This is a genomic window from Streptomyces sp. NBC_01306 (assembly GCF_026340465.1).
Lineage (GTDB): Bacteria > Actinomycetota > Actinomycetes > Streptomycetales > Streptomycetaceae > Streptomyces.
In genome coordinates this window covers 5,564,876-5,590,248 of record NZ_JAPEPC010000001.1, presented here as the reverse complement: position 1 = coordinate 5,590,248, position 25,373 = coordinate 5,564,876, and the positions used below count along the sequence as shown (strand labels likewise).

Genomic DNA, 25,373 nt, shown 5'->3' with positions numbered 1-25,373 from the left:
ACCGAGTGTGTTGCCGTGCGACACAGGCGCCGGCCCTCTAACGCCTCTTCCGCTTCGAAGCCTTCGGCCGGCGCGCACGACGTACGTCCCTCGACGACCTCTCCGCGTGAAAGAGCTGACCACTCATGGCTGACACCCGTTCCTTCTCCGCAGCGACTGCCGCGACGGCTGCGACCACTGCGGCTGCCGCGACCGCCACACCTCTCCCGTCCCACCGGCACCGGCTGCGGTCCGTCGACCGTGACGAGGTGGTCCCGGTCGCGGACTTCCTGCCGCCCGGCGCCACCTGGCTGCCCGCACCCCAGCACACCCTGCCCTCCGTGCCCGGGCAGCCGCCGATGGTCGGCTATCTGGTGCTGGTGCCCGCCGATCACCAGCCGGGCCCGGTACCGGCCCCGACCGCGTCCGACGGGGCGGTGCGGATCGACAGTGCGCAGCGCACCGCTTCGGTGGACGGGCGGACGCTGGATCTGACGTATCTGGAGTTCGAGCTGCTCGCGCATCTCGTCGCGCACCCCCACCGGGTGCACAGCCGCGACCAGTTGGTGACCACCGTGTGGGGTTACGGGCATGTGGGCGACGGCCGGACCGTCGATGTCCATGTGGCCCGGCTGCGCCGCAAGCTGGGCGCCGAGCACCGGCACACGATCCGTACGGTGCGCCGCGTGGGGTACAAGTACGCGCCCTGATCACACCCGTACGTCTCCGTCTCCGCGCACCCACCGAAGCGCCCTCCCCGGCTGGTCCCCTGTCCCACGGCCCGGGAGGGCGCTGTGCTGCCTTTGATCCTGAACTGGTGCGGCCGCCGGGTGCGTACGGTCAGATGCCTGCCGGTACCTTCGGCGGCGCGTCGCGGTGATCGCGGCCGGGCAGCCGGGAAGCCCCCTTCGGTGTACGCCAGTTGCGCTCGCCCAGCAGCGTCATCACCGCGGGCAGCAGCACCATCCGCACCACGGTCGCGTCCAGCAGGACCGCCACCGCGAGTCCGACGCCCATCTGCTGCATGTCCTGCATCGAGAGCGAGCCGAAGACCGAGAACACCGCGACCATGATCACTGCTGCGCCGGTCACCGCGCCCGCGGTCCGCCGGATGCCCTCGTCGACCGCGTCCCTGGTGCTCAGCCCCCGTTCGCGCGCCTCCCGGATCCGGGACACGACGAACACGTGGTAGTCCATCGACAGACCGAAGAGGACGACCAGGACGAAGAGCGGCATCCAGGACTCGATCGCACCGGCCTTCTCCGAGCCGATCAGCGACGCCCCCCAGCCGTGCTGGAAGACGGCGACCATCACCCCGTAGGCGGCGGCCACCGAGAGCAGGTTGAGGAGGACCGACGTCAGCGCGATGACGTACGAGCGGAAGCAGAAGAGCATCAGCAGGAAGGTCACCGCCGTGATGAAGGCGAAGACCGGAACGATGCCGTGCTTGAGCTGATGGTTGAAGTCGACCGAGTTCGCCAGTTCCCCGGTGACGTAGGCATGGGCGCCGGTGCCGTCGAAGACGGCGGGCAGCCGCTCGTCCCGCAGTTCGGTCAGCCCGGCCCGGCCGGTGGGCAGGGGCACCTCGATCTCCGCGACGTTCTGCCGGCTGTGCACGGTGACCCGGTCGAAGCCGGCGAGTGCCGTGCGTACGCCCGGCGCTCCGATGTCGTCGGCCTCGACCACCACCGTGGCCGGGGCGGGACCGCCGGGGAAGGTGTCCGCGATATGGCGGTAGGAGACCGACAGCTCGGACGACGAGCCGAACTGCTTCTCCAGGCCGAGCTCCTCCGTCTTCATACCCAGCGCGGGCGCCGCCAGGGCCAGCAGCACCACCACCGCTCCGGCCGCGAAGACCGCGGGACGGGACAGCACCGGCTTCAGCAGCCGTCCGGCTGTCGCGCCGCTCTGCCGCACGCCGCGCCTGCCGCGCCGGTTCAGCAGCGGGACCCGGCCGGCGTCGATCCGGTCGCCCAGCCAGGAGAGCAGCGCGGGCAGCACCGTCACCGAGCCGAGCATCGCGATGAGGACCACGAGGATGGTGGCGAGCGCGAAGCCCTTGAACAGCATCAGGCCGGACAGGAACATCCCGGCCATCGCCACCATCACGGTGACCCCGGAGACGAGCACGGCCCGGCCGCTGGTGGCCGCCGCGATACGCAGCGCGGTCTCGGCGTCGCGCCCCGCGGCCCGTTCGTCCCGCTCGCGCCGCAGGTAGAAGAGGCAGTAGTCGACGCCGACGGCGAAGCCCATCAGGAACATCACCGAGTACGTGGTCTGGAAGAGGTGCAGCTGGTGACTGGCGAGTGACAGCAGCCCGAAGGCCGCCATGCACGCCGTCAGCGCGAGTCCGACGGGCAGCAGCGCGGCCACCACGGCCCCGAAGGCCACCAGGAGGATGCCCAACGCCAGTGGTACGGCGGTGAATTCGGCCGACCGGAGGTCTTTGGAGAGCAGGTCGCCGAGCCACTTGCCCGCGCTGGCGTCGCCGAACTGGTAGATCCGTACGTCCGGCCGGCCGGCACGCACCCCGGACACCGCGTCGAGCACCGGCCCCACCCGGTCGGCCGCGGTGTCCGCGTCGCCCTTCATGTCGAAGGTGATCAGCGCGTCCCTGCCGTCCTTGGAGGGGACGGGCGCCGCGATGTTCCGTACCGCTCCGGTCTTCCCGACGGCCGTGGTGACCGCGCGGGCCGCGGGCTTCCAGTCGCCGGCGCTCCTGCCCGACACCATGACCATCTCGCCGGCGGGCCGGCTGAGACCGGCGTCCTCCAGGATGCGGGTGGCCCGCGCCGAGTCGCCCGCGCCGTTCTCGGAGTCGGACATGTTGACCATGCCGGAGGCCCCGCCGATGCCCATGGCGAGCACCACGAACACCAGCCAGCCGATGATGGCTGTTCTGCGGTGGTGCGCGCTCCACACACCGATACGGGCCGCGAGGTTGAGCCTCATGGCGTTTCGCCCCCAGTTGTAAGCGTCGGTTGATTCGCCTCCCACGCTAGGAACGGGCCGCGGACGGCCCCAGCCGTCGAGGCCCCCTGTGCGGAGCCATAGGGCGAGGGGCGGGGGGTGGTGCCAGCTACACCCCCGAATCGGGTGCGGAACCCAATGCCCCGGGCGCCCCCTTGCGGCCACACTGGTGTCCAGGCCGGCGATCACCCGGCCAGGGACGAGAGGGACATCACCATGAGGGCGACGAAGGTACGCGACGCGGGGGTGGCGGCCGTACGGGGCCTGGCGCTGGCCGGGATGTCGCTCATCGGCTCGATCACGCTCTTCACCCTGGCGGTCACCTCGATCGCACTGATCCCGGTCGGTGTCGGTGTCTTCACCACGCCGGCGCTGCTGGACCTGATCCGCTCGCACGCCGACCAGCGCCGGCTGCTGGCGGCCAAGTGGACGGGCACCCGCATTCCGGTGGTGCGCCGGCCGCTCCCGTTCCAGCCACGGCCGGGCATAGCCGGTCAGGTGGAGCGCTGCACGGTGCTGGTGAAGGATCCAGCGACATGGCGCGACATGCGCTGGCTGCTCGTCGACATGACGGCGGGCGCGGTCACCGCGCTGCTGCCGCTGTCGCTGTTCAGCGAGGGGGTCTTCGGCATCCTGCTGCTGCTCGGTCTGTGGAAGCCGATCGTCCGTGCGGGCGGCGGCTACTGGTACGAGTTCGTCCGGGTCGACAGCTGGACCACCGCGGCGCTCGCGGCCCTGGTCGGTGTCTGCTGGATCGCGGCCGGACTGCGTTTCGGGCCCGCTCTGATCCGCGTCCACTTCGCCATCACCCGCTCGGTGCTGGCCCCGACCAGGGAGGCCGAGCTGGGCGAGCGCATCGACCGGCTCACCGAGACCCGGCACGACGCCGTGGACAGCTCGGCCGCCGAACTGCGCCGGATCGAGCGGGATCTGCACGACGGTGCGCAGGCCAGGCTGGTGGCGATGGGCATGAACCTCTCCACCGTCGAGGCGCTCATCGAGAAGGACCCGGCGCAGGCGAAGAAGATGCTGTCGATGGCCCGCGAGTCGTCGGCGGAGGCACTCACGGAGCTGCGGGACCTGGTGCGCGGCATCCACCCGCCGGTGCTGGCGGAGCGCGGACTCGGTGACGCGGTCAGGGCCCTGGCGCTGCGGCTGCCCGTACCGACCGAGGTCGAGGTGGACATGGCGGGCCGTGCGGAGGCCCCGGTCGAGTCGGCGGCGTACTTCGCGGTCAGCGAGGTCCTGACGAACGCCGTCAAGCACGCGGGGGCGGACCGGATCTGGGTCGACATCCACCACACCCGGGGGATGCTGCGGATGTCGGTCACCGATGACGGCCGCGGGGGCGCGTCGCCGGGAAAGGGTTCGGGACTGAGCGGAATCGAACGCCGACTGGGTACATTCGACGGCGTACTGGCCGTCAACAGCCCGGTGGGCGGCCCGACCATGGTGACGATGGAGATTCCGTGCGCGTTGTCCTCGCCGAAGACCTCTTCCTGCTGAGAGACGGCCTGGTCCGGATGTTGGAGGCGTACGACTTCGAGATCGCGGCAGCGGTCGAGACCGGACCCGAACTGACAAAGGCCTTCGCCGAGTTGGAGCCGGACGTCGCTGTGGTCGACGTCCGGCTGCCGCCGTCCCACACGGACGAGGGCCTCCAGTGCGCGCTGGCCGCCCGCCGGGCCAGGCCCGGGCTGCCGGTCCTGGTCCTGTCGCAGCATGTGGAGCAGTTGTACGCGCGCGAGCTGCTGGCGGACGGTACGGGAGGCGTGGGATATCTGCTCAAGGACCGGGTGTTCGACGCCGACCAGTTCATCGACGCGGTGCGCCGGGTGGCGGCGGGCGGTACCGCGATGGACCCGCAGGTGATCCAGCAACTGCTGTCCCGGCGGGCCCAGGACAAGCCGGTGGGCAGCCTCACCCCGCGCGAGCTGGAGGTCATGGAGCTGATGGCGCAGGGGCGTTCCAACGCGGCCATCGCGGGCCAGCTCGTGGTGACGGAGCGGGCGGTGGCGAAGCACACGTCGAACATCTTCGGCAAACTGAGCCTGCCGGTGTCGGACGACGACAACCGGCGGGTCCTCGCGGTGCTCGCCTATCTCGACCGGGGGTAGCGGTACCGGCGGTTGACCCGTACGGACCGGAACCGGGAGCGAGATCCCGCGGATAAGCGAACGTGGCCCATCTGCGGCCTTTCCCCCGGAAAGACCGCCCTTTTCATGGTCCAGTTTCTTTCAGTTGCCACTTTGCCGCCCCGCCGCGAATGAGCGGCTCGATACCGGTCACTCGAATTCATTGAACGGTCCGTCCGTACCGGAAATGCCGATCGGAGATCTCCCGGAGCGAGAGGCCGGCGCCCGGCGGGGCAGGCAGCTGAACGGCCCTGCCGGGAACGGGTGAACAATTCGCAGGTCAGTGCCGTACACCCGAGCAGCTGCCAACAGACCGGAATCGGCCTGATGAAGATCGCCGTGATACCCAACTCCACGGCTGACCAACCCTGAATCCGGCGGGCCGAAAGATGGAACCGGGCCGCTTTTACGCACTCATACCTGTGCGCCCCATTGCTCCGCCTCCCCCTCGTCATTACCGTGCGCATCGCATGCATCTGTCATCGCACGGACCGTCAGCAGCATTGACGCGCAACACGAGGGAGTGCCGATGCACGAGCTGTCCAGACGTACGCTGCTGAGCACCGCGGGCGCGATCGGCGCCGGCGCCGCGATCGGCGCACAGGCGACCCCCGCCGCAGCGGCCGGCGCACCGGCCGCCATCCCCCCGAGACGCTCCCCCGCCGCACCGGAGCCCCTCAACACCGGCCCGGCCCGCGCCGCCCTGAAGCGTCTGCTGCCGCGCCACGCAGACCAGTTCACGCTCACGCTTCTCACCGGCGCGGAACGCTTCCGGGTCACCGGCTCCACGGGCCGGATCGAGGTCGCCGCCACCGGCCCCGCCACGGCACTGACCGGCGTCCACTGGTACCTCAAGTACGTGTGCCGGGCGCACATCTCGTGGAACACCTCGCAGCTCGACCTCCCCGCACGGCTGCCCGCACCCGGCGCGGCCGTCCAGCAGTCGGCGACCGTCCCGCACCGCTTCGCGCTCAACGACACCCACGACGGCTACACCGCCCCCTACGCGGACTGGCCGCACTGGGAGCGGACGATCGACGTCCTGGCCCTGCACGGCTGCAACGAGGTCCTCATCACGCCCGGTCAGGAGGCCGTCTACCACCGGCTGCTCCAGGACTTCGGGTACTCCGACACCGAGGCCCGCGCCTGGCTGCCCGCCCCTTCCCACCAGCCCTGGTGGCTCCTCCAGAACATGAGCGGATACGGCGGCCCGCTCTCCACCGCGCTGATCGACCGGCGCGCCGCCCTGGGCCGGCGGATCGCCGACCGGCTGCGCGAACTGGGGATGCACCCGGTGTTCCCCGGCTACTTCGGGACCGTGCCTGACGAGTTCCCCGAGCGCAACCCCGGCGCCGACGTCGTACCGCAGGGCACCTGGAACGGGCTGCGGCGCCCCGACTGGCTCGACCCGAGGAGCGAGGTCTTCGACCGGGTGGCCGCGGCCTTCTACCGGCACCAGTCCGAACTCCTCGGCGAGGCACAGCACTTCAAGATGGACCTGCTCCACGAGGGCGGCACCCCCGGTGATGTCCCCGTCGCCGACGCCGCCCGGGCCGTCGAGACCTCCTTGCACACCGCCCACCCCGACGCCACCTGGGTCATCCTCGGCTGGGGCGCCAACCCGCGCGCCGAACTGCTCCGGGCCGTGGACACCGACCGGATCCTGATCGTCGACGGGCTCTCCGACATCGACACCGTCACCGATCGCGAAAAGGACTGGGGCGGCGCCCCGTACGCCTTCGGCTCCATCCCCGACTTCGGCGGCCGTACGACGATCGGGGCCGACACCGACCGCTGGACGGAGAAGTTCACGGCGTGGCGCGACCGGGCGGGCAGCGCGCTGGTCGGCACCGCGTACATGCCGGAGGCCGCCGAGCGCGACCCGGCCGCCTTCGAGCTCTTCAGCGAACTGGCCTGGCGCACCGAGAAGATCGACCGGACCGCGTGGTTCACCCGGTACGCCGGCGTGCGCTACGGCGGCGACGACCGCGCCGCGCGCACGGCCTTCGCCGCGCTCGCCACCACCGCTTACCAGCTGACCACCACCGACGGACGCCCGGTCGACTCGCTCTTCGCCCGCCGGCCCAGCCTCACCGCCTCCGTCAAGTCCGCCTTCGACACCGCCGGGTTCGACACCGCCTTCGCCGCCCTGCTCGATGTCGGCGCACCGCTGCGCGGCTCGGACGCGTACCGCTACGACCTCGTCGATCTCGCCCGGCAGGCACTCGCCGACCGGGGCCGGATCCTGCTGCCCCAACTGCACGACGCCTACACCGGCAAGGACGCCGCCACCCTCCGTACGCTGTCGGCGCTCTGGCTGAAGCTGATGCGGCTCGCCGACACGCTGGCCGGCTGCCACCAGGCGTTCCTGCTCGGTCCCTGGCTGGAGGAGGCGAAGCGCTTCGCCACCAGCCCGGCCGAGGCGGTGCAGCTGGAGTGGACGGCCCGCACCCTCATCACCACGTGGGGCGACCGCACCGCAGCCGACCACCTCAGCAACTACGCGAACCGCGACTGGCACGGGCTGCTCAGCGATGTCCACCTCCCGCAGTGGCAGGCGTTCCTGGACGAACTGGCGGCCGCGCTCGCCGAAGGACGGGACGCCAAGACGTTCGACTGGTTCCCGGACGAGCAGTCCTGGACCCACGGGACGCAGTCGTACCCCGTCAAGGCGACCGGCGACGCGTACCGCACAGCGCAGCGGGTGTACGACACCCTGGCCACGGCCCCGTACCAGGGCGCCGCCACCGTCTCCGCGCAGCCCGTCGCCTTCACCCCGGGCAGCACCGGCACGGTCACGGCCGGCTTCCGCAACCTCAACGGGCTGCGCGCGACCGGCCAGGTCGACTTCACGCTGACCGGCCTGAACGGGACACCGAAGGGCGGCACCTCCCTGAAGAGTGTCGGTCCTGGCGCGTCGGGCTCGGTCTCGTGGCTGGTCACCGCACCCTCCGAACCGCTGACCACTCCGCTGCGCCCGATGCCGTACACCCTGCTGACCCGGTTCGGACCGCAGGGCGGGAAGCAGGTGGACGTGCGGGAGCGGAGCGCGGTGTACGTGGCCGCTCCGCTCGCCGCCGGGTGGCGGACGTACACCGGCAACGACGCCGTGTTCGGGCAGCTGGACGGACGGCTGGCCATCAACGGCGGCGGGCAGGACCTGTGGAAGGGCACCACCCAGTTCGGCACCGCGTTCCGCGCGGGGGCGATGACCGACGGTACGAGCGTGACAGTACGGGTGGACTCCCAGGACGACACCGGGAGCTGGGCCCGGTGCGGGATCGTCGTGCGCAACAGCCTGGCCACCCCGGGCTCTGCCGGGTTCCTGAACCTGGCGGTGACACCCGGCCAGGGCGTCGTGCTCTCGTACGACACGGAAGGCGACGGAGCGCTGGACACCTACAAGCGCGTCACCGGGATCAAGGCACCGGTCGTGCTGCGGCTCACGCGGGCGGGCACGGCGTACACCGGCTCCTTCTCGACGGACGGCGGGAGCAGCTGGCGCGCGGTCGCCACCGTCGCCGTGCCGAGTGCGGCGGACAGCCAGGACACCGGGATCTTCATGAGTGCGACGAACGGCGGAAACGGGATGCGCGGGACCGTGGACTTCAGCGGCTGGTCGCTGAGTTGAGCCGCGCCGGGGCCCTGTCGCGGCGGGGCCCCGGGTGACCATCCCACCATTCGCTCGTTCTGCTGAATGTGCCGTCAAACACCCGTCGCTCCGCGCCCGGCCCGGCCGCCGCCGATGCCGCCACCGATGTCGACGCCGGACAGGCCGGGGCCGCGCTCGTCGAGCACTACCCCCGGCTGGTCCGGCTGGCGTATCTGATCCTGCCGCCCTCGCTCGGCCGCAACCGCCGGGTGCTGACCGCGCACTCCCTCGCGCAGCGGGCGCTGCCGCGCGGACGGCGGTCCGGGGCGGCCGATTCCTTTCCGTCGCCCCGCCGGGCGGACGACTGCGACCCGGCCTACGCCTATGTGCGTGGCCGGGTGGTCGCGGCGGCGCTGGAGGTCGCGCGGCCCCGGCGGTGGAACGCCTGGCCCCGCCGCGCCCAGTTGCCGCCGCTGCTGCCCCAGGTGTGGGGGCTGCGGCTCTTCCCCCGGTCCGGCGGCGCCGATGAACTCGCCCTGGACCAGCGGCTCTCCGCCCTCTCCGGGCCCGCCCGCGCCGCGTACGCGCTGCGCGGCCTCGAAGGGCTGGACGACACCCGGGTACGGCGGGTGCTGGAGGCCGCAGGGGTGGCCGATCCCAGAACGGCGCTGGACCGGGCGGACGGCCCGGCGGCGCAGTACGGGCTGCTGGCGTCCGCCGCGTTCGACCCCTGTTCGCTCCAGGCCAGGCCGACCGATCTGCTGCGGCGCAGGCGCCGTGGCAGGGGTGCGCTGGTCGCGGCGGCCGCCGTCCTGGTGTGCGGGACCCTGCTGGCGCTGCCGGACGGCGGTCTGGGTGCCGGTCGGGCCGCAGCACCTGCGTACACCGGCAATCCGGTGTCCGAACAGGCCCTGAATCCGGCGAAGCTGACCCGGGTCGCGGGCACCGCGTGGAAGATGTCGTCCCGTACGGACTTCTCCGTGTGGCCCGCGCGCGGCGACCGCACCGGTGACACCGCGCTGCTCCGGCGCGCGCTCGCCGTCTGGGCCCGCCCCGGCGACTCCGTACAGGTCTCGGCGACCCCCGGCACTCCCGCCGGGCCGCCGATGGGCGCGCCGCAGCTGCTGTACGCGGGCACGGTGGACGACGCGGTGGTCGTGCTGCTCTACGACGGTCTGCGGGTGGTGCGGTACGCCGAGGCGAAGGACGGCGGCGGAGGCAGCGCACTGGATTTCGCGCGGGTGGACGGCGCGGACGAGGCCGCTTCGGACGCGCTGGTCGTGGGCAGGTCCGACGGCAACGTCCGCTATCTGACGGCGCCCTGGGTGCGCGGCGCGAGTGTGCGGGACCTGCTCGCCCCTTCTGCGGGGGCGCGGCCACTGGGCCGCTCGGCCGACGGTGTCACCGATCCGGTGCCGGGCCCCGGTGCCTCCCGCGCTTGTACCTCCTGGAACGCGCTCGCGCTGCGCGACGGCGCGGGCACGCATCTGGTGACCGATCTGGGCGAGCTGCCCCCGGCCCGGCTGCTCGCGGGTCCGCCGGCCGGGCCGCACGACGTGACGGGTGCGGCGGACCTGGCGAGCTGGGCGCACACCGCCTGTCTGCTCCCCGTGGTCCGCTCGCACGGCGTACGCACGGTGAACTCCTGGCAGTTCGCCGCCCAGCAACTGCCCGCGTCGGGCGGCCGGGCGGCCTGGCTCTGCACCCGCGCGGAGACCTGGCGCGGCGCCGGGAGCCGGGTGCTCGCGCAGTTCCGGGTGCCCGGTGGCCGGGGGCCGGACCCCGACACGGTGGTGGCCAAGGCGGAGAACTCACCGGCCTGCGGGAAGCGGCAGCCGCGGGTGCTCGCCGGAGTGCTGTGGAAGTCGCGGGGCGGGCAGTGGTACGTGCTGGCTGCGGGCAGTACGCAGTTCACTTCGCTGGCCACGACGGGCGGCGTGACGGGCAGCGCGACCGGCCCGCTGCTCGCCGTGCCCGCGAAGCAGGGTGCGAAGGCGCAGCTGACCGGACGGCTGGCGGACGGGACCCGCGTCAGCGCGCTGCGATGACGCGGAGCTGGGGCGGGGCGGCCCGGCACTCCAGCGGCCCAGCCGGACGCTCAAGTCCCCATGCCCCTCTCCCTTCCGTGTTCCGGGCTGACCGGACAGGCGTTCACAGCCCTTGGCTCTCCGCCCGCTCCCGGCCTTCCTGCGCGCGCCGCAGCGCGGCAACGGCGATGCCGGTGTCCTCCGCCACCAGATCAGCGTTGATCGCGGCAGCACTCACCGTGCCGGCCGCCGCCGCACCGACGACCTGAGCGGCCAGGTCGGTGGCATTGCCGGCCACCCACACGCCCGGCACCGCGGTGCGGCCGGTCGCATCGGCCTCGATGTGCTCGCCGACTCCCATCGGGTGCTCGACCGGGTCGAGGCCCAGGCTCGACAGCACCTTGCCGGCACGCATCCGTGGACTCAACGCCACCGCCGTGACCTCGACCACCCGGCCGGAAGCCAGCCGAATCCCGGTCAGCCGGTCCTTGTCCACCTCGATGGCCGCCACCGCGCCCTCCACCACGTCGACGCCGCGCGCAGTCAGTTGTTCGCGCTGATCATCGGTGACCTCGACGCGGTCGGCGGTGAACAGGGTGATGCGCGAGGTCCACTGCCGGAAGAGCAGCGCCTGGTGTACCGACATGGGCCCCGTCCCCAGCACTCCCAGGGGCTGGTCGCGGATCTCCCACCCGTGGCAGTAGGGGCAGTGCAGAACATCGCGTCCCCACCTCTCGGCGAGACCGGGCACCTCAGGCAGTTCGTCGGTCAGCCCCGTGGCCACCAGCAGCCGCCGGGCGCTGTAGCGTTCGCCGGTCTCCGTCGTGACCTCGAACAGGCCGTCGACGTGCTCGGCCGAGACCACACGACCGGGCACCACACTGCCGCCGTAGCGGGCCACCTCCTCCTGCCCACGAGCGACGAGATCGCGAGGCGGCATGCCGTCGCGCGAGAGGAATCCATGCACGCCGGAAGCAGGCGCGTTGCGCGGCTCCCCCGAGTCGATCACCATCACGGAGCGGCGCGCCCGGGCCAGGGTCAATGCCCCGGACAGACCGGCGGCACCGCCGCCGATGACGATCACTTCCACGGACTGGTTTGTGTTCATATCAGGCATGTTCACCCGCCCTGGCCGATGAGGCAAAAGAACTTGCCGAATCCGCAAACCCGCCGGTGGGACGCCGTTCCGGACGCGCACGTGCACGCGAATCCGCTGCTCGCCGCCCGCGATCACCAGCACGGCACCTTTCCCGCATTTGCCGTAACAGCAAACAGCTTTGCTCATGTTCTCGGGCGAGCGCACCATCCGAACCATCGCCACGACCGGTCGGACCGCGACGGTCCTGACGGCGGTCACAGGTGACCGCCCCCTACAGAGGAGAACACTGTGTCCAGCGAATGCTTCAGTGACGACGGCGCGTTGACCGGGTACGACCGGTGGCGTCGGAGCCGGTGGGAGGAGATGGCCGGCCCGGACGGGAAGGCGGGCCGCATCGCCTCTCGGCTGATCACGGAACCGGGTCAGGAAATCCCCGAGGTCCCGGGGCGGTGGACGTCCACCGGCTTCTCGGGGAGCCTGACGCTCACCGCGGCCCATGCGGAGGGCGTCTCCGTCGATGACCGAGCCGTGGACGGCGCGGTGGAACTGACCGGCGCCAGCCGCCTGTCCTTCCCCGGCGGACGGCGCGGCACCATCGAGGAACTGCGGGGAGCCCATGTCCTGGTCGTGTGGGATCCGGCCGCGCCCACCCTCGTCGGCCTGCGCGGGATCGAGGCGTGGCCATGGGATCCGGCCTGGGCCGTCGAGGCGGAGTTCCGTCCGGCGGACGCCGGGCGTCTCCTGGAAGTGACCCGGCTGACCAGCCCGAGTATGCGGGACACCCTCCCGTCCCCTGGTGACTTCGTCTTGGATCTGCGAGGCGAGCGGCACACGCTCCGGGCGTTCGGTGTGGGCGGCGACACCCTGCTGATCACGTTCACCGACGGCACCAGCGGCACGGACACGCCCGCCATGGGCCGGTGGCTGATCCTGCCTCTGCCCGACGACGCCGCTGGTACGGCCCGTATCGACTTCAACCGGGCTGTTGTTCCTCACCACATGTTCTCGGCGGCCTTCCCCTGCCCGCTGCCGCCCCGGGAGAACCACCTCCCCCTGCGCATCGAAGCGGGGGAACGTGCCCCCGTCTTCGGCGATGAGACGGCCGCGGGCACCGCGGCCGGCCCCGCCGTCTGACATCCGCCGCAACCGGCACACCCGAGAGGAAGAAACAATGACACCCGACCAGGACCTTCGCGCAGCAGCGGTGCACTACCTCCGGCAGTGGGAGGTGCGGGACTACGCCACGATGCGATCCCTGTGCACCGGCACCGCCACCGTGTGGCACAACGACGGAAGCGGCGACCAGCCGATCGACGAGAACATGGAACTGCTGAAGCAGTTGGCCGCCGACGTCGAGACACTTCGGTACGACATCGTGCGGCAGTTCCAGAACGGCGACGAAGTACTCCAGCAGCAAGTGCTCCACCTGACCATGACCGACCGGTCCCGCAGTGACGTACACGCGGCGATGTACTTCCGGTTCGACGGCGGCCTCATCGACCGCATCGAGGAATACTTCAACGTCGTACCGCTCAACGAATCCATGCCGTCGCCCGGATCGCCCGGCCGGCGCTGAGCAGCCCCTCACCCGCGCCCACGGCACCGGCTGACCCGCCCCAGTCAGGGCCGACAAGGACTCTCGCGCAGCCGAACAGCTGCGTGCAAGGCCCTGTTCCTCGGGCGTACCCGTCGGTACATTGACGCCATGTCTAATACGCAGCCCGCCCCGGTGGCTTCGGAGCACATAGCACTCAAGGCCCGCAAGGTCTCCTTCGACTGGGAGTCCACCCCGCTGCACTGGGTGCCCGGTGACCCGTTCACCACGCACACCATCAATGTGCTGCATCTGCTGCTCCCGGCGGGCGAACGCTGGTTCGTGCACGTCTACAAGCAGGTGCTGCCGCTGATCCGGGACGCGCGGCTGCGCGAGGACGTCATCGGGTTCATCGGCCAGGAGGCCATGCACTCGCAGGCGCACGACGACGTACTCCCCCATCTCGCGGCACAGGGGCTCGACCCGTCCCCGTACACGGCCCAGGTCGACTGGCTCTTCGAGAAGCTGCTCGGCGACCGGACGCTGCCGCCCGGCCGGGCGAGCCGCTGGTGGCTCAAGGAGCGGGTCGCGACGATCGCAGCGATCGAGCACTACACGGCTTTCCTCGGCGACTGGGTGCTCAACGCGGAGGCTCTGGACCGGCGCGGCGCCGACCCCACCATGCTGGACCTGCTGCGCTGGCACGGCGCCGAGGAGGTCGAGCACCGGTCGGTCGCCTTCGAGGTCTTCCAGCACATCGACGGCGGCTACCGCCGCAGGGTGCGCACCTGGGCGACCGCTTTCTCCGCGCTGGTCTTCCTCTGGCAGCGCGGTGTCAGGTTCTTCATGGAGAACGATCCGCTGCTCGTGGACGGCCGGGCGACCCTGCGGGCGTACCATCGGCGCGGCAAGCAGGGGCTGCTGCCCACGACCGGGGCCATTGCCCGGTCCGTACCGGGCTATCTGAGCCGTACGTACCACCCCTCGCAGGAAGGCAGCACCGCGCAGGCCGTCGCCTATCTCGCGAACTCGCCCGCCGCGAACTCGCCCGCCGCGAACTCGCCTGCCGCGAACTCATCTGCCGCGAACGGAGCTCACTGACATGGCACCGTCACTGCCCCGCGTCCGTACGGTCGTCCTGGTCGCCGGTGCGGCGCTGCTCGTCAAGCGCGCCCTGCGCCGCCGTATCACCGCGTCCCCGCTCTGGCCGCTGCCCGCGCTGGAGACCCCGGTCTCGGGCCGTGGCCGCCACCGGACCGTCAGCCGGCGGCTGCTGATCACCGAGCGCACTCCGGAGGCCGACGGCGTGGTGCGGCTCCGGCTGGAGAGCGCGTCCGGCGAACGGCTCGACCCCTGGACACCGGGCGCCCATCTGGATCTGGTGCTGCCGTCCGGTCTCGTCCGCCAGTACTCGCTGTGCGGCGACCCGGCCGACGGGGCGGCGTACACGGTCGCCACCCGGCTCATCGAGGACGGCCGGGGCGGCTCCCGCGAGGTGCACGAACAGCTCCATGAGGGCGCGGAGATCGAGATCCGCGGCCCCCGCAACCGCTTCCCGCTGGTCGAAGCCGCCTCGTACGTCTTCGTCGCGGGCGGCATCGGGATCACCCCGGTCCTGCCGATGCTCCGGGCGGCCGAAGCGGCGGGTGCGCGCTGGCGGCTGGTGTACTGCGGGCGTACGCGCGCATCGATGCCGTTCCTGGTGGAGGCCGAGAAGCTGGGCGGCGGCACGGACCGTGTGATGGTGGTCCCGCAGGACGAACTGGGGTACCCGGAGCTGGAGTTCGCGGACGACCCGGCGGGGACCGCGTACTACTGCTGCGGACCGGAGGGCCTGCTCGAAGCGGTGTCGGCGGCGCTCCCGGCCGGCGCCGCACTCCATCTGGAGCGGTTCGCGCCGCGGGCGGCCGCAGCGGACTCGGACAGCTTCGACGTCGAACTGCGCCGCTCCGGCCGTACGGTGACGGTCGCGCCCGGCTCCACGGTGCTGGCCGCCGTCCGCGCGGAGGTGGCGAATGTGCCGTACTCCTGCGAGCAGGGCTTCTGCGGGACCTGCCAACAGCGCGTCGTCGAAGGCGAGATCGACCACCGGGACGAACTGCTGACGGACGCGGAGCGGGACGACTCGATGCTGATCTGCGTGTCACGGGCGCGGGGCGGGCGGCTGGTCCTGGACCTGTAGGCCTGACGCGCCTCGGGTGCTCCCCGGGTCCGTTCGCGGGCCCGGGGAGCCTTGACACCCCGGATCGGCAGGAGGAGCATCCTCACGTCGTTGACAACGTTGTCTGAACGGCGCGCCGCTCCGGAGTGGTCAACGGCGCTCCCGTTCCTGCCGCGTTGACCGACCGCCACACAGAGTCCGTCACACAGAGTCCGTCACAACGAGTCCGTCACACACGAAGGGCAGGAACGGGTGTCAGACACGCACAGCCGTCGGACGCGCACCGGGACCAGAGCGCTCAGCTCCGTCGTGGTGACCGCCATGGCCGCCCTGGGGATGGCGGCCACCGCCGCCCCCGCCTCGGCCGCATCCCCGCACGGCACCGTCAAGGACCCGGTGTCGTACGTCCACCCGCTGATCGGTTCCGCCAACGCGGGCAACACCTACCCGGGCGCGGTGCAGCCCTTCGGGATGCTGGCCTGGAGTCCGCAGAACTCCAAGGGCAAGCAGGTCTCCACGCCCGCGCCCGGCGGCTACCAGTACGACGCCACGAAGATCCGCGGCTTCAGCCTCACCCATCTCAACGGGGTGGGCTGCTCCGGTGCGAACGGCGACATCCCGATCATGCCGTACACGGGTGACGTCGACTCCTCGCCCAGCGCGGACACCACCGACGCGAAGTACGCCAGCACCTTCTCGCACGCCAACGAGAGCGCATCGCCCGGCTACTACAAGGTCGGCCTGGACAACGGCGCATCCGCCGCGCTCACCACGACGGCGCGGACCGGCTCCGGGCAGTTCGGGTTCCCCAAGTCCAAGCCGGCCAGCATGCTCTTCCGCACCTCCAACTCGGAGAGCGGCAGCACGGACGCCACCGTGAAGATCGACAAGAAGACCCGGACCGTGACGGGTTCGGTCACCGCGGGCAACTTCTGCGGTCCGCAGAGCGCGAACAACCGGCACGATCTGTACACGCTGTACTTCACCGCCCACTTCGACAAGGCGTTCGCCAAGGTCGGCACCTGGAAGGACAGCACGGTCAGCCCGGGCTCCACATCGGCGTCCGGCGGTACGGGCTACAGCGCGTCCGGCAACGCCGTGGAGGGCAAGGGCTCGGGCGCGTACATCACCTTCGCGGGCGGGACCACCGAGGCACAGGCCAAGGTCGCCGTCTCCTATGTCAGCCCCCAGAACGCCGAGGCAAACCTCCGCGCCGAGAACGCGCCCCACAAGAGCTTCGGCTCCGTGAAGTCACAGGCGGCCGGAGCCTGGAACAAGGTGCTGAAGTCGGTCGAGGTGGGCGGCGGCACCGACGCCCAGCGCTCGACCTTCTACACCGCGCTCTACCACTCGATGCTGGAGCCGACGCTGACCAGCGACGTCGACGGCCGCTATCTGGGCGCCGACCGCAAGCCGCACCGGCTGGCCAAGGGGCAGAAGGCGCAGTACGGCACCTTCTCGGGCTGGGACCAGTACCGCGCCCAGGTGCAGCTGATGACGCTGCTCAACCCCCGGGCGGGCAGCGACTACGCCCAGTCGCTCTACAACTATGCGGGCCAGCGCGGCGGCGAGTGGGACCGCTGGCTGCTGGAGAACGGCAAGACGAGCGTCATGTCGGGCGACCCGTCCGACGCCGCGCTCGCCGGGATCTACGCCTTCGGCGGCCATGACTTCGACGTCAAGGGCGCACTGAAGTCGCTGGTCAAGGCTGCGACCGTGCCGACGGCCAACGACTCGGACAGTGCGGGCTGCAACGTCGAGTGCGTGGGCCAGCGCCCCGCGCTCGACAAGTACCTCGACCTCGGGTACGTACCGGCCGACAACTGCCACTGCTGGGGCGGCGCGGCCGAGACGCTGGAGGACGCGGCAGCCGACTACGGGCTCTCCGAGCTGTCCCGGCAGACCGGGAAGAACGCCGACGCGAAGAAGTTCCTGGACCGCTCGGGGAACTGGACGAACGTCTTCGACGCCAACGCCACACCGCAGGGCGGCTACATCCGCGACCGCAAAGCCGACGGCACCTGGGCGGGCACCTTCACACCCGGCACCGGCAGCGGCTTCGTCGAGGGGACCAGCGCCCGCTACACCTGGATGGTGTACTCGGACGTGGCGGGCCTGGCGTCCGCGATGGGCGGCGACGACACCGCGGTGAAGCGGCTGGACGCCTTCTTCCGTACGCCGGACGGCAAGTTCGACTTCTCGGCGAAGGACGACACGCGCTACGACGCGACCAACGAGCCGGACATCAACACGCCTTATCTGTACGACTACCTGGGCGCCCCGTACAAGACGCAGGAGACCGTCCGCGCGGAGATGGACCAGCTGTGGACCGACGCCCCGGGCGGCATTCCCGGTAACGACGACGCCGGGACCATGTCGTCCTGGTACGTCTTCTCGGCGCTCGGCATGTACCCGCAGAACCCCAGCCGCGCCGATCTGACGCTCTCCGCGCCGCTGTTCCCGCACGCGGTGGTGCACACCGGGCACGGGCGGACCATCACCGTCAACGCCCCCGCCGCTTCGGCCGGCAACACCTACATCCACGGGCTGAAGGTCAACGGCCGGACGTCCGGCAAGCCCTGGGTCCCCGCCTCACTGGTCACTCACGGCGGCACCCTCGACTACACGCTGGGCGCCACGGCGGACACCTCATGGGGCAGCGCCGCGGCCGACGCCCCGCCGTCCTTCCCGGGCGGCGGCGTGAAGTACTTCACCGGCGCCACCCCCGAGCAGCTGAAGATCGAGCCCGGCGCCGCGGGTGCGGACACCACGGTCAAGGTGCAGACGCTGGAGAAGGAGCCGACCACGGTGCACTGGACGGCAACGCCGCCGGCCGGTGTCACCGTACGGCCCGCGCAGGGCGACTTCACTGTCCCGGCGGGCGGTTCGGCGAGCGCGAAGCTCTCCGTGTCGGCCGCGTCCGGCACGGCGGAGGGCCGCTACACGGTCCCGGTCACGCTGAAGTCGTCCGCGGGCACCGAGCTTCCGAAGACGTCGGTCGCGGTGACCGTCGCCGCGAAGAACAGCATGCTCTGGAACCGCAACAGCACGGCCATCTCCACCGACGACGACAACCCGCAGGCCAACTTCGACGGTGAGGGCTGGAGTTACTCGGCCAAGGCGCTGGCAGCGGCGGGCGCCACACCCGGGGGTACGGTCTCGTCCGGCGGCTTCGACTTCACCTGGCCGAAGGTGGCGGCCGGGGACCCCGACAACATCGAGGTGGCCGGGGACACCCCGCAGGTGCTGAACGTCCCGTCGGCGCAGGGTGCCACGAAGCTGAGCCTGCTGGGCAGCGCGGCGGAGGGTTCGGCCAGCGGTACGGCGACGCTGACGTACACCGACGGCACCACGCAGAAGGCGGACATCGGCTTCAGCGACTGGACGCTGGGCGGCGGAGCGGACAAGCCGTCGTTCGGCAACACGGTCGCGGTGCACACCCCGTACCGCGATGTCCAGGGCGGCGGTACGGACCCGGTCGGCACGGAGATCTTCGCGACCGCACCGGTCACACTCCAGGCGGGCAAGCAGCTGGCGAGCGTGACACTGCCATCCACGACGGACGGCGGCGTGCTGCACGTCTTCGCGGTGGCCACCGCCTGACGGGGCGGCCACCGGCCGGCGGGCCGGCGCGGCACGGATTCCGTGCGGCGCCGGCCCGTTCGCTTCTCTCCTCCGGGCGGTTGCACCACCCCGGGGCCGCGGGGCGCCTGTGGCACCCTGTGCTGGTGCCCGTCCTCGCGTCCGATCTGCTGGCCCAGCCCGAACTGCGGCTGACCGCGGTCACCTCCCCGAACTCCTGGGCCGACGTACCCATCAGCTGGTCGTCCACCACCGAGCTGGAGGACCCGGTCCCCTTCCTCCGCGGCGGCGAACTGGTGCTGACCACCGCGCTGCGCAGGCGCACCCGCGACCAGTGGGACCGGCTGGTACGCGACCTGGTGGCGGTTCCGGTCGCGGCCCTCTGCGTCGGGACCGGGCTGGTCCACAACCGGGTTCCCGCCGGGCTGCGGGCCGCGGCGCAGCGGCACGGTCTTGCGCTGCTGACGTCGCCGGTGGAGATCCCGTTCATCCAGATCAGCCGGTGGGCGGCGGACCGGATCTTCGCCGAGCAGTACGCGCGCACCCGGTTGATGATCCAGCTGCAGGAGGAGATCACCGGCGCCCTGCTCGCCGGCCGCGGACTGCGCCATCTCGTCCCGTTGCTGGCCCGCCGGCTGGGCGCCGATGTGGCGGTCCTCGATCCGGCCGGCGCGGTGCTGGAGCAGCATCCCCGGTCCGCGCGGTGGCCCGTCGACGAGGTCGCGGACGCCTCGGACGCCCCGGGAACGGCCGCTCCGGGACCGGGTCTGGTCTCCTTCCCGGTACGGGCGGACGGCACCGTCGCCGGTTACCTCGTGGCCCGGGGCGCCGACGAGCAGGTCACGCTGCTCGCGCCGGTGGCCGGTCTGGTCGGCCTGGAGATCGCACGCCGTCAGGCGCTGCTGTCCGGACGCCGTGAACTGGTCGGCCAGGTCGTCGCGGACATCCTGCACCACGGCCTCGCGGGGCCCGAGGCGGAGCGCAAGCTGCCCCGGATCGGCGTGGATCCGCGGGGCAGCCACCGGGTGGTCGTGGCGAGTTCGGGCCAGGCCGCTGCCCTGCTGCGGCAGCGGCCCCTCGATCTGGCGGCGCTGCTGCACGGGCAGTCCGACCCGTACCCGATGTGCCCGCTGGACGACGGCATCGTCGTGGTCGTCGGTACGGACGGCGACGCCCGGACCGTCGCCGACCGGCTGCTGCACCACATCGGCGGCGGGCCCGGGACGACGGCGGTCGGGGTCAGCGGGGTGCACCAAGGGGCGCACGGCATCCGCATCGGATACCACGAGGCCCGGCAGGCCCAGCGCCAGGGGCCCGGGGTGCAGGAGTGCCGCACCCTGTCGCTGCCCGGCCTGCTGCTGAGCAGCGCCGAACTGCCGCTGGCTGAGCTGGCGTCCGCCCTGCTCGAACCCGTACGCCGCTACGACGCCGAACGCGGTGCGGCACTGGAGGCCACCGCGCGCAGCTATCTCGAACACGACGGGTCGGTCACGGAGACCTGCCGCGCCATGAACCTGCACCGCAATTCGCTGCGCTACCGGCTCGGCCAGATCGAACGGTTGCTGGGCAAGCGGCTCACGGCGACCCAGGACCGGCTGGAACTCTGGCTGGCGCTCCAGGTGCTCGGCCCGGCCGAGGGCTGAAGGGCTGATGGGGCCGAGCCGCACCGGACCCTCGCACGGAACTGCGGGAGCAGACCCGGAACAATCGTCAATTACAGATTGACGATCCCCGAGCGTCAACTTACGCTTGACGCATGAGTCCACTCGACATCAGCCTCGCCGACCTGATCGCCCGTCTCGACCAAGAACTCCCCGGCACCGACGAACTGGCCCGTATCAGCGAGGCGCGACTGCGCGCCCAGACCCTGTCCGACCTCGGCGACCAGCTCATCGACCACTACGTCAGCAAGGCCAAGCAGACCGGCGCGTCATGGACCGAGATCGGCGACGCCATCGGGGTCTCCAAACAGGCCGCCCAACAACGCCACGCCCCCGGCCCTTTCGAGCGGTACACCAACCTGAACCGGCACAGCATCGTGCTGGCGCAGGAGGCCGCCCGAACACACAAGCACGACTTCATCGGCACCGAACACCTCCTGCTCGGCCTGCTCGGCGAACCGCGGGGCCTGGCCTGCGAGGTGCTGATCGCGAAGGCCGGATCGGAGCAACACGTCCGCGACGCAGTCGAGGAAGCGATGCCGCCGTCCGGGGAGAAGGCGCTGCGCGGTCACATCGCGTTCCGGCCGGAGAGCAAGGAGGCCATCGAGCAGGCGCGCCGCGCGTCGGCCGACCTCGGCCACGACTGGGTCGGCACGGAACACGCGCTGCTGGGCCTGATCCGCGTCGGGGAGAGCCCGGCCGCGCAGATCCTGCGCAACCTCGGCTTCACGTCGGACGAGATGCACGAGACGGTCAGGACCGAGATCACCAAGCGGTCTGCCGCACACGGCAAGCAGTAGCGAACGAACAGCCGCCGCGGGAGGCCGGGACCGGCACGGCCTTCCGCGCGGCCTTCTCAGGCCCGTATGTCACGGTCCTGTCATACGGCGATCAAGCCCGGAACTTCCGGGGGTTGCCCCTGCATCTCACCTCGAAGAACAACCGCAGGGAACCCGTTGGGAGAGCGTGATGCTCGTACGGAGAGGGGCGCGAGCAGTGACGCAGAAGAAGGGCCGGGCGGCGGTGCCGGACGGAGCGGAGGACCCGGAGTACCCGGAAGGCGGGGGGATCCGGCGCGGGACGCCGCCACGGCGCGGCCTCATCGCGGGCACCCTGGAGCTCTTCCGCACCGGGTGGCGCAGCCTGTTCGGCTTCTCCTCCGGCGTCGCGCTGTTCACCGCGCTCGTGGGCGCCGCGCTGGTGACGGCGGCATTCGCTCTCTCCTGGCACGACTTCGCCCTCACCTGGAAGCTGGCACGCTCCGATATCGCGTACGAGGATCCGCCCCTGGGCTACTACCCGGACCAGTACACCTCCATCTTCCTCAGGAGCCTCCCTTTCATGGGGCTGCTGCTGCTGGTCGCCCTCTTCGTCCTCGCCCTGCTGTATGTCGCGTATGCCGTGGCCGTCCGCGACACGGAGGCGGGCGGACATCGCCCGGGCTCCGGCGAGCTGTGGCGGCGCAGCCGCCCCCACATCGGGCTCGCCATCCGCGTACAGCTGCTGACGATCGTGTGCCTGGCTCCGCTGGCGCTGCTGGCGTATCTCGTGGCGGCCTTCTTCCGGGACGGCGGCATGATGGGCATCGACATCGAGCCGCTCGACTACTGGAGCAGTACGCGCTACCGGCTGTCGGCCAACGGCCTGACGTCCCTCGTCATCGTCATCGGGGCCTTCGTATGGCTCCGCCTGAGCCTCGCCACCGCCGCCGCGGTGAACGGCGCGTCCACCGCGCGGGCCGCCGTACGCCGGTCCTGGTCACTGACCGGCCACCCGCGACGGTGGCGGGCGCTGCGCGTCACCGCACCGGTCATGGGTGTCGCCGTCGCCGCGTACATCGTCCTGTCGCACGCGGCGGAGCCTCTCGCCCATCCGGTCGGTCTCTCCGTGCTGTGGCTCACGGACGACAACGCCTATGCCACGGGCGCCGTGATGGAGATCGTCCCGGCCGCGGTGAGCCTGCTGGTTCTGACGGCACTGGTCGTCCCCCCGGTCGGCGCGGCACTCGCACGCCTCCATGCGGAACTGCGGACGGCGGAGGCCACCGAACCCCCTCGTGGACGCTGAGCGGGCCCGACAACTCGACTCCTGCTACGGCAGGTTCCTCGCCATGACGATCCGCTGGATCTGGTTCGTCCCTTCATAGATCTGGGTGATCTTCGCGTCGCGCATCATCCGCTCCACGGGGTGGTCGCGGACGTAACCCGCCCCGCCCAGCAGTTGAACGGCGTCGGTCGTGACCGCCATCGCCGTGTCGGATGCGAGGCACTTCGCGGCGGCGCCGAGGAAGGTGAGGTCCCCGGATCCCGCCTCTGAGGCCGCCGCGGCACGGTAGGTGAGGGTGCGCGCCGCCTCGATGTGCATCGCCATGTCGGCGAGCATGAACTGGACGCCCTGGAACTCCGCGACCGGGTGGCCGAACTGGCGGCGCTCGCGTACGTAATCCGCCGCGTAGTCCAGGGCGCCCTGCGCGATGCCGACGGCCTGGGCGGCGATGGAGATCCTGGTGTGGTCCAGCGTCGCCAGGGCCAGCCGCAGCCCGCGCCCCCGCTCGCCCAGCAGCCGGCCGGCAGGGATGCGGACACCGTCGAAGTGGACCTCCCTGGTGACCGAACCGTGCAGCCCCATCTTGCGTTCCGGGGCGCCGTAGGAGATCCCTTCGTCGGTCCCCTCCACGACGAACGCCGAGATACCGCGCTTGCCCTGGCCGGGATCGGTGACCGCGAACACGATCAGTACGGCGGCCTCGCCCGCCGCTGTGATCCAGCTCTTGGTGCCGGAGAGCCGCCAGCCGCCGTCCTCGGGCTCCGCCCGGCAGGTCATCGCGGCGACATCGCTGCCCGCTTCGCGCTCGGAGATCGCGTACGCGCACAGCGCTTCGCCCGATGCCACGTCGGGCAGATACCGGCCGCGCTGCTCGTCGGACCCGGCGAGCAGCAGCGGGGTGACGCCGAGTTTGTTGGAGCTCAGCACGGTGGAGATGCCCGCGGACACCCGTGCCACTTCCTCGATGGCGATGGCCTGGGCCAGCGCGTCGGCGCCCGCCCCTTCGTACTGTTCGGGGACGCCGAGTGCGTGGAATCCGGCGGCGACGAGTTCGGTGTATCCGTCGGCGGAGAAGACGTCCTCGGCGTCGGCGCGGTCCGCCAGCGGCTGGATCCGGTCCTCGGCGAAGGCGCGTACGGAGGCCCGGAAGTCCTCGTACTCGTCGGGCATCCGGTACGGCAGGTGCTCCTGGGAGGTCTGTTCAGAGGTGCTCATGGACTCAAGTCATCCACTCACCGACCGCCCACCGCCATGTGCGGCCGCACAACAACAGCGGCTGTCTCCGTGGCTGTGCACATATCCCCGGGCCGCTCCGCGCTCCTAGCGTTCGGCGTACTGCGCAGTACGCAGTACGCACTGTGCAGTCGAACCGAGTCGAACCGTGTCCAACCGAGGAGTTGCCATGCCGGCGTTGAGCGGTATTCGTGTGCTGGACCTGTCCCGCGTGCTGGCCGGCCCGTTCTGTACGTCCCTGCTGGCCGACATCGGCGCCGATGTCGTCAAGGTCGAGCCGCCGGGCGGTGACGACACCCGGCGGCTCGGCCCGTTCGCGAAGGACCGCAGCGTCTACTTCGCGATGCTGAACCGGGACAAGCGGAGCATCGCACTCGACCTGAAGGACCCCGGGGACCTGGAGACCCTGTGGTCGCTGGCCGCGCAGGCGGACGTACTCGTGGAGAACTTCCGGCCGGGCGTCGCCGACCGGCTCGGCATCGGCGCACCGGCGCTGCTCGCCCACAACCCGAGGCTGGTGTACGCGAGCATCTCCGGATTCGGGCAGTCGGGCGCGATGTCCGCGCGCCCCGCCTACGACCTGATCATCCAGGCCATGTCGGGGATCATGGAGACCACCGGCACCCCGGACGGCGAGCCGACCAAGGTCGGTGAGTCCATCGCCGATCTGCAAGCCGGTCTCTACGGGTCATGGGCGGTCTGCGCCGCACTGGTCGAACGGGCCCGCACCGGGCGGGGACAGCATCTCGACATCGCCATGCTGGACGCGATGGTCTCCCTCCAGCTCACCGGTGCCAGCCTGCTGGCGGCCGACGGCGCCCCGCCCACCCGGGTCGGCAACCGGCATCCGGTGTCCACCCCGTTCGGCGTCTACCGGGCGGCCGACGCACCGGTGGTCCTGGCTGCCGCCAACGACCGTACGTTCCAGCGCCTGCTGGACCTGATCGGCCGCCCGGACCTGGCCGACCACCCCGTGTACCGCACCGACGAGGCGCGCACGGCCCATGAACCGGAGGTCCGCGCCACCATCGAGGCCTGGACCCGGCAGCACTCCGCTGCCGAGATCGTCGCGCTCGCCGGGGAACAGGGCGTCCCGGCAGGCCCGGTGCAGGACCTCAGGGAGGCCATCGGCAGTGTCGGTACGCGGGGTGTCACCGGCCGGTTCCGGGATCCGGAGCTGGCGGGCATGACCGCGCTGCGCCAACCCGTCGTGTTCCAGGGCGTCCCCGACGCCCCGCCGTCCACCACCCCCGGACTCGACGCGCACCACGAGGAGATACTCCGCGACTGGCTCACCCGCTGACCCGCGGACCGCTCCGCCCGGTGTCCGGGCAGCCGCCCGCGCCCGGCGCGG

General features: G+C 71.4%; 17 protein-coding genes. 14 read left to right on the top strand and 3 right to left on the bottom strand.

From position 1 onward, the window contains the following. The first annotated feature begins 125 nt into the window (after positions 1-125). Positions 126-689, top strand: coding sequence for a winged helix-turn-helix domain-containing protein (locus OG385_RS24650; RefSeq protein ID WP_266857725.1), 564 nt, complete (start codon positions 126-128; stop codon positions 687-689). Positions 690-819: 130 nt separating this feature from the next. Here OG385_RS24650 and OG385_RS24645 read toward each other — a convergent pair whose 3' ends face one another. Then, a complete protein-coding gene (locus OG385_RS24645) occupies positions 820-2,931 on the bottom strand; it encodes an MMPL family transporter (RefSeq protein ID WP_266857723.1) in 2,112 nt (703 codons plus the stop codon). A 234-nt stretch (positions 2,932-3,165) separates the two neighbouring features. Between OG385_RS24645 and OG385_RS24640 the strand changes: the two genes are divergently transcribed. From OG385_RS24640 to OG385_RS24625, 4 genes are all read left to right on the top strand, one after another. Further along, entirely contained in the window at positions 3,166-4,455 is a 1,290-nt protein-coding gene (locus OG385_RS24640) for a sensor histidine kinase (protein WP_266857721.1), read from the top strand. Beyond that, the gene (locus OG385_RS24635) at positions 4,419-5,066 is read left to right on the top strand and encodes a response regulator transcription factor (RefSeq protein ID WP_266857719.1); all 648 of its coding nucleotides are present in this window, start codon (positions 4,419-4,421) and stop codon (positions 5,064-5,066) included. The genes OG385_RS24640 and OG385_RS24635 overlap by 37 nt, the downstream gene beginning before the upstream one ends. A gap of 547 nt (positions 5,067-5,613) precedes the next feature. Then, positions 5,614-8,715 carry an alpha-N-acetylglucosaminidase TIM-barrel domain-containing protein gene (locus tag OG385_RS24630; RefSeq protein WP_266857717.1) on the top strand — a complete coding sequence of 1,034 codons (3,102 nt, stop codon included), beginning with the start codon at positions 5,614-5,616 and terminating at the stop codon, positions 8,713-8,715. 68 nt (positions 8,716-8,783) lie between these two features. Further along, entirely contained in the window at positions 8,784-10,724 is a 1,941-nt protein-coding gene (locus OG385_RS24625; protein ID WP_266857715.1) for a hypothetical protein, read from the top strand. A gap of 103 nt (positions 10,725-10,827) precedes the next feature. Here OG385_RS24625 and OG385_RS24620 read toward each other — a convergent pair whose 3' ends face one another. After that, a complete protein-coding gene (locus OG385_RS24620) occupies positions 10,828-12,060 on the bottom strand; it encodes an NAD(P)/FAD-dependent oxidoreductase (protein WP_323183845.1) in 1,233 nt (410 codons plus the stop codon). A gap of 30 nt (positions 12,061-12,090) precedes the next feature. Between OG385_RS24620 and OG385_RS24615 the strand changes: the two genes are divergently transcribed. From OG385_RS24615 to OG385_RS24580, 8 genes are all read left to right on the top strand, one after another. Next, positions 12,091-12,936 (top strand): DUF1684 domain-containing protein, encoded by an 846-nt coding sequence (locus OG385_RS24615; protein WP_266857713.1) that lies wholly within the window; start codon positions 12,091-12,093, stop codon positions 12,934-12,936. Between the two features lie 37 nt (positions 12,937-12,973). Further along, complete coding sequence (locus OG385_RS24610; protein WP_266857711.1) at positions 12,974-13,378, top strand: nuclear transport factor 2 family protein; 405 nt, start codon at positions 12,974-12,976, stop codon at positions 13,376-13,378. 129 nt (positions 13,379-13,507) lie between these two features. Then, complete coding sequence (locus OG385_RS24605) at positions 13,508-14,437, top strand: metal-dependent hydrolase (RefSeq protein ID WP_266857709.1); 930 nt, start codon at positions 13,508-13,510, stop codon at positions 14,435-14,437. A 1-nt stretch (position 14,438) separates the two neighbouring features. Then, entirely contained in the window at positions 14,439-15,518 is a 1,080-nt protein-coding gene (locus OG385_RS24600) for a PDR/VanB family oxidoreductase (RefSeq protein WP_266857708.1), read from the top strand. Positions 15,519-15,818: 300 nt separating this feature from the next. Next, positions 15,819-19,100 carry a GH92 family glycosyl hydrolase gene (locus OG385_RS24595; protein WP_266861139.1) on the top strand — a complete coding sequence of 1,094 codons (3,282 nt, stop codon included), beginning with the start codon at positions 15,819-15,821 and terminating at the stop codon, positions 19,098-19,100. Between the two features lie 125 nt (positions 19,101-19,225). After that, positions 19,226-20,722, top strand: coding sequence for a PucR family transcriptional regulator (locus OG385_RS24590; RefSeq protein WP_266857707.1), 1,497 nt, complete (start codon positions 19,226-19,228; stop codon positions 20,720-20,722). A gap of 113 nt (positions 20,723-20,835) precedes the next feature. Further along, the gene (locus tag OG385_RS24585; RefSeq protein WP_266857705.1) at positions 20,836-21,540 is read left to right on the top strand and encodes a Clp protease N-terminal domain-containing protein; all 705 of its coding nucleotides are present in this window, start codon (positions 20,836-20,838) and stop codon (positions 21,538-21,540) included. A gap of 196 nt (positions 21,541-21,736) precedes the next feature. Then, a complete protein-coding gene (locus tag OG385_RS24580) occupies positions 21,737-22,807 on the top strand; it encodes a hypothetical protein (protein WP_266857703.1) in 1,071 nt (356 codons plus the stop codon). A 24-nt stretch (positions 22,808-22,831) separates the two neighbouring features. Here OG385_RS24580 and OG385_RS24575 read toward each other — a convergent pair whose 3' ends face one another. Further along, on the bottom strand, positions 22,832-24,001 hold the full coding sequence (locus tag OG385_RS24575) for an acyl-CoA dehydrogenase family protein (RefSeq protein ID WP_266857701.1): 1,170 nt from the start codon (positions 23,999-24,001) through the stop codon (positions 22,832-22,834). Between the two features lie 187 nt (positions 24,002-24,188). On the opposite strand from OG385_RS24575, the gene OG385_RS24570 reads away from it, so the two are divergent. Further along, the gene (locus OG385_RS24570) at positions 24,189-25,322 is read left to right on the top strand and encodes a CaiB/BaiF CoA-transferase family protein (protein WP_266857699.1); all 1,134 of its coding nucleotides are present in this window, start codon (positions 24,189-24,191) and stop codon (positions 25,320-25,322) included. Positions 25,323-25,373: the final 51 nt, after the last annotated feature.

Excerpts from the sequence above, each read along its gene's own strand:
- OG385_RS24650 (WP_266857725.1), top strand. The coding sequence starts at position 126 with ATGGCTGACACCCGTTCCTTCTCCGCAGCGACTGCCGCGACGGCTGCG.
- OG385_RS24645 (WP_266857723.1), bottom strand. The coding sequence starts at position 2,931 with ATGAGGCTCAACCTCGCGGCCCGTATCGGTGTGTGGAGCGCGCACCAC.
- OG385_RS24640 (WP_266857721.1), top strand. The coding sequence starts at position 3,166 with ATGAGGGCGACGAAGGTACGCGACGCGGGGGTGGCGGCCGTACGGGGC.
- OG385_RS24630 (WP_266857717.1), top strand. The coding sequence starts at position 5,614 with ATGCACGAGCTGTCCAGACGTACGCTGCTGAGCACCGCGGGCGCGATC.
- OG385_RS24610 (WP_266857711.1), top strand. The coding sequence starts at position 12,974 with ATGACACCCGACCAGGACCTTCGCGCAGCAGCGGTGCACTACCTCCGG.
- OG385_RS24605 (WP_266857709.1), top strand. The coding sequence starts at position 13,508 with ATGTCTAATACGCAGCCCGCCCCGGTGGCTTCGGAGCACATAGCACTC.
- OG385_RS24600 (WP_266857708.1), top strand. The coding sequence starts at position 14,439 with ATGGCACCGTCACTGCCCCGCGTCCGTACGGTCGTCCTGGTCGCCGGT.
- OG385_RS24595 (WP_266861139.1), top strand. The coding sequence starts at position 15,819 with ATGGCCGCCCTGGGGATGGCGGCCACCGCCGCCCCCGCCTCGGCCGCA.
- OG385_RS24585 (WP_266857705.1), top strand. The coding sequence starts at position 20,836 with ATGAGTCCACTCGACATCAGCCTCGCCGACCTGATCGCCCGTCTCGAC.
- OG385_RS24575 (WP_266857701.1), bottom strand. The coding sequence starts at position 24,001 with ATGAGCACCTCTGAACAGACCTCCCAGGAGCACCTGCCGTACCGGATG.
- OG385_RS24570 (WP_266857699.1), top strand. The coding sequence starts at position 24,189 with ATGCCGGCGTTGAGCGGTATTCGTGTGCTGGACCTGTCCCGCGTGCTG.